Source organism: Acidisphaera sp. L21, assembly GCF_009765685.1.
Lineage (GTDB): Bacteria > Pseudomonadota > Alphaproteobacteria > Acetobacterales > Acetobacteraceae > LMUY01.
Window position 1 is genome coordinate 1 of the sequence record NZ_LMUY01000080.1, and the last position, 7,758, is coordinate 7,758.

Sequence of the window (7,758 nt, forward strand, 5' to 3'; positions counted from 1 at the left end):
GTCATCCCAAGTCCAGCCTGACCATCAACCTGCACCGAGATTGACTCAGAGCCCCTATTCCATGCCTATGCACAGCCTCGGCATCGCGACGGTTGACCAGTGTCGGGCTGTCGCGGCACATCTCCTCCAGGAGAGAAATGATCTTTGCCGTTTTTGCTCGCTTAGAATCGCGAGCTCGAGCGTCAATTGCTCGCGGTAGCCCGCCAGCTGATCTTCCCGGCGTTGTGTCGTCAAAATCAGCAGGGTCACATAAAAGGCGAGCAAGGCCAGCACGTCCTGGAGCCAGGCGAAGGGTGGGGCATCCCAGGCGGTGTAGCCGGTCAGGCTGGCGAAGACGTTTCCGCCGATCCACAAGGCAATCGCAAAGCCCAGCGCCGCCAGAAAGCGCGGCTGCCCGATCCACGCGGTCGACCGCTCGACCACTCGCTGCTGGGGCCCGGCTTCCTGGCGGTGGTCAGAATGGAGCCGGGCGATCGCCTGGATGGTTTCTCAATGTGGGCCGGCAGAATCGGCGTCGGGAAAGGCGGTTCGTTCATCTCGGACATGCTGGCACTCTTCTCAAGGTTGGACGCGGCATGCCGTGTGTCGATTGGTGCTTGCCCGGTGAACGATCTTTCAGCGCTTGACGAGCATGGCCTGGGACGTGGGCAGCTCGATCGCGCTTTCGGGCTTGCCGGCCAGGAACTCGGCAAAAGCGTCCTTGACCCCGTGCAGGTATGAATAGTCGTGAGACAGGATGATGCCGCCCGGCACCATCCGCGGATAGAAATACTCCAGGCAGGCGAGGGTGCTCGCATGCAGATCGACGTCGAGATGCACGAAAGAGTATCTGGCCTCCGGGCAATACCCAGCCGACTGCGGAAAGAGACCCGGGTGGAAACTGATATTCTGCCGGTCGGCAAGGAATGCCTGGACCGATGGCAGCCCGGCGGCGTAGAGGCCGGTCCGCAGCCAGGCCTTCTCTGAACTTTCCGGCTCCGGTAGCCCTTCGAACGTGTCGAAAAGATGCAGGTCGGCGTTTCCACTCGCCATGCTGATGATCTTGGCCGAACATCCCTGATAGACGCCGACCTCGGCCATCGAGCCGGCCATGTTCGACTGGGCGCGCGCCATGGAGAACAGGGTGAAGGCTTCATTCCCGCTGAGCAGGGATTCACGGCCTGCTCTCGCCGTCCGAATGGCGCTGAGAACCCGGCTGTCCTTATGCCCGCTGAGGATCGCCAACTCGAGGCGCGCCATGGCGCCGAGGGTCAGCTGGCGCAGCCCACTGCTGGAAGCCATGAGGCGATGCAGCCAGACGGCACCGAAGCCGGCTTCTGACGGGGCAAAATCGAACTGCGATGTATCTATCGCGCCAGCGTGCAGATTTTGAATGGCCGGATACTCCGTTGATCCTCGGAGAAGTCCGGCGGACCAGAGGCGAACGCGAGCAAAGTGCCTTTGTTCCTGTGAAGCACATCACAAGTTAAGTTGGCCCCGCGCGTTTCCCTCCGGCTCGAGGCCAGCCCGTCTCGCAAGGTGTCTCCGAGACGGAAGCCCAACCCTTATGCGATGCCGTGGCCGCCGGTCACGCCGTAGATCTCGCCTGTAATGTAGCTGGCTTCCTGGGAGGCGAGCAGTACAGAGACCGGCGCCAGCTCGACTAGCTGGCCGGGACGCTTGAAGTAGGCGTCCTGACCGAGTTTCTTCAGTTTTTCCTCCTCACCATCAGCTTCCTGTAGGGGCGTCCAGACCGGCCCCGGGGCCACCGCGTTGATCCGGATGCCGTGCTCCTCCATCAAATCCTGGGCCAGGCCCTTCGTGAAGTTGGCAATCGCCGCCTTGGTCATCGCGTAATCGAAGACCTTGCCGGAGGGCTTATACCCCTGAATGCTGGTTGTGTTGATGATCGAGGCGCCGGGCTTCATGTGCGGCACCGCCCCCTTGGTGATCCAGAACTGGGAATAGACGTTGGTCTTCATCAGGGTGCCGAAGCGCTCGGAGGACGTATCCAACACACCTTCAGTCTTGCCCATCCGGCCCGTGTTGTTGACCAGGATATCGAGCCCGCCAAGCTGCTCAACGGCATCGGCGACCAGGCGAAGGCAAAATTCCTCATCGGAAACGTCACCTGGCAGAAGCACGGCCTTGCGGCCGGCGTCGCGGATGTATTTGGCGACTTCCTCAGCGTCCGGCTGCTCTGACGGCAGATAGCAGATCGCCACGTCCGCGCCTTCGCGGGCGAAGGCAATGGCGGCGGCGCGGCCGATGCCGGAATCTGCGCCGGTAAGGAGCGCTTTGCGACCGGCAAGGCGTCCCGAGCCCTTATACGAGAGCTCGCCGCAGTCGGGCTTCTGCTTCATCGTGCTCTGCAGGGCAGGGGGCGCCTGAAGCTGGAAGGTCGGGGGCGAACCCGCATACTGCGTGCGCGGGTCCTGGGGCGTGACTAGGCCGCGTGGACAAAGTGCGTGAAGGGGATCCCCCCGACGCGGTGTTGTGTGATTCGAAGCTGATCTTCATGCGGGAGATCGGGTGTGATCAGGGGTCTTCTAAGCGACCTCGAATGGTCTTTCTTCGAGCCGTTCGTCACCGAGATGGGCGCATTGCGTGGCCGTCCTCCGCTAGACCATCGGCGAACACTCGACGCGGTGTTTTGGATTGCCCGTACCGGTGCGCCCTGGCGTGATCTTCCCGAAGAACTCGGCAATTGGAACTCGGCGCATATCCGAGCGATCTGACCAACGAGGAGTGGTCTTTTGCCAAGGCAAGTAGCGCGGCGGGGAATCAGTTCTTGTCGCCGGAGCGGATTAGGGCGTTGGTCAAACCTTACCGAGTTACCAACGGGGAGGATTTCAGACTGAAGCGCTTCGATCCAGCGGACACAGGTGGCCAGGTCGCAGGAAAGCAAGAGGCTGAGGCGCTGCTTTCGGATGGCGTCGCAGCCTTGTCTGGCCTGCAGGAAAAGCTCTACGCCGACGGTCGATGGTCCATGCTTTGCGTCTTCCAAGCCATGGATGCCGCAGGCAAGAATGGCACCATCAAGCACGTGATGTCAGGCGTGAACCCCCAAGGCGTTCAAGTGACCAACTTCAAGGCGCCGGGGCCCGCGGACCTGGCACATGATTTCCTGTGGCGCCCGACGTTGGCGCTTCCGCTTCAAGGAAATATTGGGATCTGGAACCGGAGCCATTATGAGGAAGTGCTCGTGACCCGGGTGCATCCGGACATACTCGCCCGCCAAAAATTACCGCCATCGCTGACCGGCAAGCACATCTGGCGTGACAGACTAAAATCCATTCGAAACTTCGAGGCTCATCTCAGCCGCCAGGGCACCGTGATCGCGAAGTTTTTCCTCAACGTCTCCAGAGAGGAGCAACGCAAGCGCTTCGTGGCGCGGCTTGACGATCCGTCAAAAACTGGAAGTTCACCGCCGCTCACCTCGCTGAGCGCGAGTTCTGGGACAGCTATCAAGACGCCTACCAGGACGCGATAGCCGCCACGGCGACGCCCGATGCTCCGTAATTCGTCGTCCCGGCGGACAACAAGTGGTTCATCCGTCTGCTGGTTGTCGCCGCCTCGTCGATGGTCTGGGGCGTCTAGATCTTCATATGCCGAAGCCCGATGAGCGGCAACGTGAGGAAATTGAAGCCGCGGGTCGGGCGCTTGGCGGCGGTGGTAAGGCGAACCGGGGGCTAAACAGCGATATCGTATCGTCGACCAAGTGCTATCGCCTCAACACGCTTGTTTCACCGAAGCCTTTTCGAACGGATCGCCCGCGGCAAGGTTGAACCCTGTGAGAGGCTCAGAAGTTTTGATTTTAGACGTTCCGCGGCGTTCGACAGCGAGCTGCTTGGCCGACTAACAATCCCAAGCTGGCGCGACACAGACTGTGCGACCAGTTTACGGGTGACCAACTTTGTTTGATCAACAAGGCCAAGCGACAGCCGCGGGATTGCCGTCACGCCCAGCCCCGCGGCGACGATAGCGGCCGTCATTGAAACGTTACCACATTCATAAAGCGGCTCGACCGCCATTTCGGCTTGGGCGAACACGGCGTCTGTCGTAGTTCGAATGCTGCTGTTTTGCGACGTTGCCACGAACGGGCAGTGCGAAAAAACTGACCAAGGCACTTCAGTCCGTTGCGCTAACATATCGTCTTTAGAGCAGAGGAAAACAAACTCGTCTGTCAGAACTGGCTCGAATACAAGTCCCAAACCTGCGGGAGGCCGCACCGAAAAACCGTAGTCGACCCGGCCATCAATCACCGCCTGCTGTAGCGGTCCAGCGCTTAATCCTTGCAGCGTGATCCGGACCGCGGGGAATTCGGCTAGAAAGCCCGCAATGATCTTCGGCATGATCGAAACGCCGATGGAGGGCAAGACGGCAATGCCGATCCGTCCGGTGCGCCCCGCGAGAAATTCCGCCAACTCGCCCCGCGAGGTGTCGAACTCGCGCAGGATGCGCTGTGCAATGGGGAGCAGCTGACGCCCCGCCGCCGTTAGAACCGCGCCCTGATTGCCTCGATCGAACAACCGAGCCCCAAGCGCCTCCTCCGCCAGGTGAATCGTGCGGCTAAGCGCGGGCTGTGAGATGTGGAGCGACGATGCCGCCGTCCGGAAGCCCCCCGTGCCGACGATCTCTGTGAACGCCTCAAGTTGGCGGAGGGACAAATCAATACGTGGCATGATGGGCGGGCCTTCCAAGAACGGTCAACCTCGCGATCCACACAGGTTATCGCGCAGATCAGCTTAATCGAATTGCATGATCACGCGTGTTGGTCGATGCTGCAATCAAGAGCCAGCAAAGAAGGGCCGAAAGAGTGGAGACGTCGCAACACACGCGCATGACGGGCGTCGGAGTAGCCGTGCCGCCTCGGGACTTGCCCGGACCATTGGGCATGGCGTCGCGAATGGCCTGCTGGCTTGAACGGGGCAGCATGGTCGTCGCCGGGGTGTGTTTCGTGGCCATCGTGCTGATCACGGCCACCGACGTCACGATGCGCTACGCCTTCAACGCACCGCTCATCTGGGCGTTCGAACTGATATCTGATTACTTGATGGTCGCGATTTTCTTCCTGGCCATCGCTACCACACAGCGTGTTGGGCAGAATATTGGTGTCGACATCTTAGTGCGACGACTGCCGCCTCGTCTGCGTGCGGGCATGACAGCACTATGCCAGCTACTCACAATCGGGCTATTCACTGGTATTACTGTCACGAACTGGCCAGAGCTGAGCGACGCCTATTTTGGCGGCGACGTATTGGCCGGTGCCATTCCCTGGCCCCGCTGGCCCACTTTGGCACTGCTGGTCGTGGGCTGCGCCATGCTGTTGCTGCGCCTTGCACTGCAGTTCGCCGGCAATTTGCTAGCAGCGTGTTTCGGCGTGCTTCACTTGGCGTCGCACGAGCAGCACGCCGCCGGCGCTGGAGTCGAGTGATGGTCACGGGGATCACCTTTCTCAGCCTGTTCGTTTTGCTCGCCGCCGGCATGCCTATTGGCTTTGCCATGGGGGTTTCCGGTGCGGTGGGATTATGGCTGCTGGGCGGTGCCGACACCGTCACGGGCGTGCTGACGACCACGCCGCTCTCCACCGTGTCGACGTATGAGCTTCTCAGCATACCGATGTTCATCCTGATGGCGGAGTTCGTCATCGTCAGCCGCATTGCCGAAGAACTGTACGACGCGATGGTGATCTGGGTTGGCCGAGTACGGGGAGGCCTGGCCATCGCAACGGCGTTTGCTGGCGCCGGCTTCGGTGCGATCTGCGGGTCCAGCACGGCCGGGGCGGCGACATTGGCCTCGATCTCCCTGCCAGCCATGTTGCGGCACGGCTACGAGGAGCGGTTAGCCAACGGTGTGGTCGCGATCTCCGGCACGCTGGCGATGCTGATCCCGCCCGCGTTGGCGCTGGTGCTGTATGGACTGCTCACCGAGCTCAGCGTCAGCAAACTGCTGCTGGCGGGGCTCGTGCCGGGACTTCTGGTCACGCTGTTGATCGCAGCCACGGTGCTGCTGTTGGTGACACAGGATCCAAGCCGCGCGCCCAAAGGACAGCGGTATACAATGATGGAGAAGATCCGCTCCTTGCGCGTGGTCGGGCCGATGCTGGTGCTGATCATGCTCGTCACGGGGCTGATCTACTTGGGGCTTGCCACACCGACGGAGGCCTCGAGTCTCGGTGCCCTGGGCGCCTGTCTGATCGCGCTGGTTCGAGGCAAATTGACCTTTGCTTCGTTCGCGGCGGCCATCGCCAGCGCCGCCCGCACGTCGGCAATGATCACCATGATCATCCTGGGGGCGCACATCTTCGGCTACGCCTTGGCGCTCACACAGGCGACGCAGATGCTTGTGGACGCGATCTCTGGCCTCCCTGTGAACCGCTATGTGGTGATCGCGCTGGTTCTTCTCATTAAGCTGGCGTTGGGCTGCTTCCTGGACCAATTCGCGATCCTGCTGCTGACCGTGCCCATCATGGTGCCGCTCATCGTCAAGCTGGGCTTCGATCCGATTTGGTTTGGTGTCGTGCTGGTCCTGACGGCCGAAGTCGGCATGGTCACGCCGCCGGTTGGCATGAACGCCTTCGTTGTCGCCCGCTACACTGGCCGACCGGTGGAAGAGGTATTCGCGGGAATTTGGCCGCATTTCATCGCCCACATCCTGGCCATCATCTTTTTCGTGGCCTTTCCGATCGTTGTGCTCTGGCTACCGAACACCATGAGTCATTGAGGGAGACACATCTATGAAACGCCGCACTCGCCGGATTACCACCCATCTCGCCGCGCTGGCGCTGCTTTGCTCACCGGCCTTCCTCTGCCCAGTCGCCCGGAGCGCCGATGCGCCGATCGTGCTGAAGGTGGCTGACTCGCTGCCGGTCACGCACTACATGTCGACCGAAGGTGCCAAGTTCTTCATGAGCCGGGCCACTGAGCTGAGCCACGGTCACATCACGTTCGAATATTACCCGAGTGAGCAGCTCGGTAAATCGCACGACCTGCTGCGGCTCGTGCAGACCAGCGTCGCGGACATCGGATACGTGGCGCCGGGCTACGTGTCGGAGAAGCTGCCGCTTTCGGGCGTGGCCGAGCTACCCGGGCTGTATAATTCCTCCTGCCAGGGGACGCACGCCTTCTACGCGCTCGCCCATGACGGTATCCTGGATCAGCGTGAGTTCAAGCCAAACGGCGTGATGATGCTGATGGCTTGGAATCTCGGGCCATATCCAATTGACAGCTCCAAGGCTAAGCTGGCCTCGCTGGATGACTTTCACGGTCTGAAAGTTCGAGCCTCGGGGGGCACCTGGGATCTGATCTTGCGTGCGATTGGGGCCGTGCCCGTCAACTTTCCCGTCGCGGGGCTGCGTGAGGCGCTAGAGCGCGGCACGGTGGACGCCAGCGTGGGCACTGCGCTCAGCTTGCGACCCTACGATCTGTTGGGCGTAACCAAGGTGCTGACCGAGGGCGTGGCGTTTGGGAGCTTCGCCTCGACCTACTCTATCGGCCTGCGCAAATTCCGCTCCCTTTCGAAAGAAGACCAGGCTGCACTGGTGCAGGCCGGCCAGGAAGCGACCGAGCACCTCTGCCAGTTTGTCGATACTAACGAGGCCGCCGCCCTCGCCGACGTGCAGAAGGCGGGCGTGCGGGTGTGGAATATCCCGCCGGCCGATCAGGCAACGCTGAAAACCTTGCTGGACCCCGTGGTGCAGAGCTGGGCGAAAAGCCTGGACGACCGCCATCTTCCCGGAAGCCAAGTGTTGGCCGACTTCAAGGCGGCCGTGAAGTG

The 7,758-nt window shown here is 61.4% G+C and carries 7 protein-coding genes and 2 pseudogenes; 5 read left to right on the forward strand and 4 right to left on the reverse strand.

The features are described 5' to 3' along the window. Positions 1 to 54: 54 nt before the first annotated feature. From GSQ76_RS16470 to GSQ76_RS16480, 3 genes are all read right to left on the reverse strand, one after another. Entirely contained in the window at positions 55 to 423 is a 369-nt protein-coding gene (locus tag GSQ76_RS16470; RefSeq protein WP_158745183.1) for a DUF1003 domain-containing protein, read from the reverse strand. Positions 424 to 615: 192 nt separating this feature from the next. Continuing rightward, on the reverse strand, positions 616 to 1,239 hold the full coding sequence (locus tag GSQ76_RS16475; RefSeq protein WP_158745185.1) for a TylF/MycF/NovP-related O-methyltransferase: 624 nt from the start codon (positions 1,237 to 1,239) through the stop codon (positions 616 to 618). A 305-nt stretch (positions 1,240 to 1,544) separates the two neighbouring features. After that, positions 1,545 to 2,342 carry an SDR family oxidoreductase gene (locus GSQ76_RS16480; protein WP_158745186.1) on the reverse strand — a complete coding sequence of 266 codons (798 nt, stop codon included), beginning with the start codon at positions 2,340 to 2,342 and terminating at the stop codon, positions 1,545 to 1,547. Between the two features lie 171 nt (positions 2,343 to 2,513). On the opposite strand from GSQ76_RS16480, the pseudogene GSQ76_RS31895 reads away from it, so the two are divergent. Further along, positions 2,514 to 2,702: pseudogene (locus GSQ76_RS31895) on the forward strand (transposase); the annotation flags it as partial. Between the two features lie 221 nt (positions 2,703 to 2,923). Further along, a pseudogene (locus GSQ76_RS16490) lies at positions 2,924 to 3,501 on the forward strand (PPK2 family polyphosphate kinase). Positions 3,502 to 3,725: 224 nt separating this feature from the next. Here the strand turns inward: GSQ76_RS16490 and GSQ76_RS16495 are convergent. Continuing rightward, positions 3,726 to 4,664, reverse strand: coding sequence for a LysR family transcriptional regulator (locus tag GSQ76_RS16495; RefSeq protein WP_158745190.1), 939 nt, complete (start codon positions 4,662 to 4,664; stop codon positions 3,726 to 3,728). Between the two features lie 251 nt (positions 4,665 to 4,915). Here GSQ76_RS16495 and GSQ76_RS16500 point away from each other — a divergent pair, with 251 nt between their 5' ends. From GSQ76_RS16500 to dctP, 3 genes are all read left to right on the forward strand, one after another. After that, positions 4,916 to 5,416, forward strand: a complete 501-nt coding sequence (locus GSQ76_RS16500) for a TRAP transporter small permease subunit (protein ID WP_158745192.1) — start codon at positions 4,916 to 4,918, stop codon at positions 5,414 to 5,416. Further along, positions 5,416 to 6,705: a TRAP transporter large permease gene (locus GSQ76_RS16505; protein ID WP_158745194.1), complete on the forward strand. Its 1,290-nt coding sequence runs from the start codon at positions 5,416 to 5,418 to the stop codon at positions 6,703 to 6,705. Before GSQ76_RS16500 ends, GSQ76_RS16505 begins: the two co-directional genes overlap by 1 nt. A gap of 13 nt (positions 6,706 to 6,718) precedes the next feature. After that, a partial coding sequence (gene dctP / locus GSQ76_RS16510; RefSeq protein WP_158745196.1) for a TRAP transporter substrate-binding protein DctP occupies positions 6,719 to 7,758 on the forward strand: 1,040 nt, incomplete at its 3' end.

Bases quoted from the DNA above. Each gene is read 5' to 3' on its own strand.
- GSQ76_RS16475 (WP_158745185.1), bottom strand. From the start codon at position 1,239: ATGGCGCGCCTCGAGTTGGCGATCCTCAGCGGGCATAAGGACAGCCGG.
- GSQ76_RS16480 (WP_158745186.1), bottom strand. From the start codon at position 2,342: ATGAAGCAGAAGCCCGACTGCGGCGAGCTCTCGTATAAGGGCTCGGGA.
- GSQ76_RS16495 (WP_158745190.1), bottom strand. From the start codon at position 4,664: ATGCCACGTATTGATTTGTCCCTCCGCCAACTTGAGGCGTTCACAGAG.
- GSQ76_RS16500 (WP_158745192.1), top strand. From the start codon at position 4,916: ATGGTCGTCGCCGGGGTGTGTTTCGTGGCCATCGTGCTGATCACGGCC.
- GSQ76_RS16505 (WP_158745194.1), top strand. From the start codon at position 5,416: ATGGTCACGGGGATCACCTTTCTCAGCCTGTTCGTTTTGCTCGCCGCC.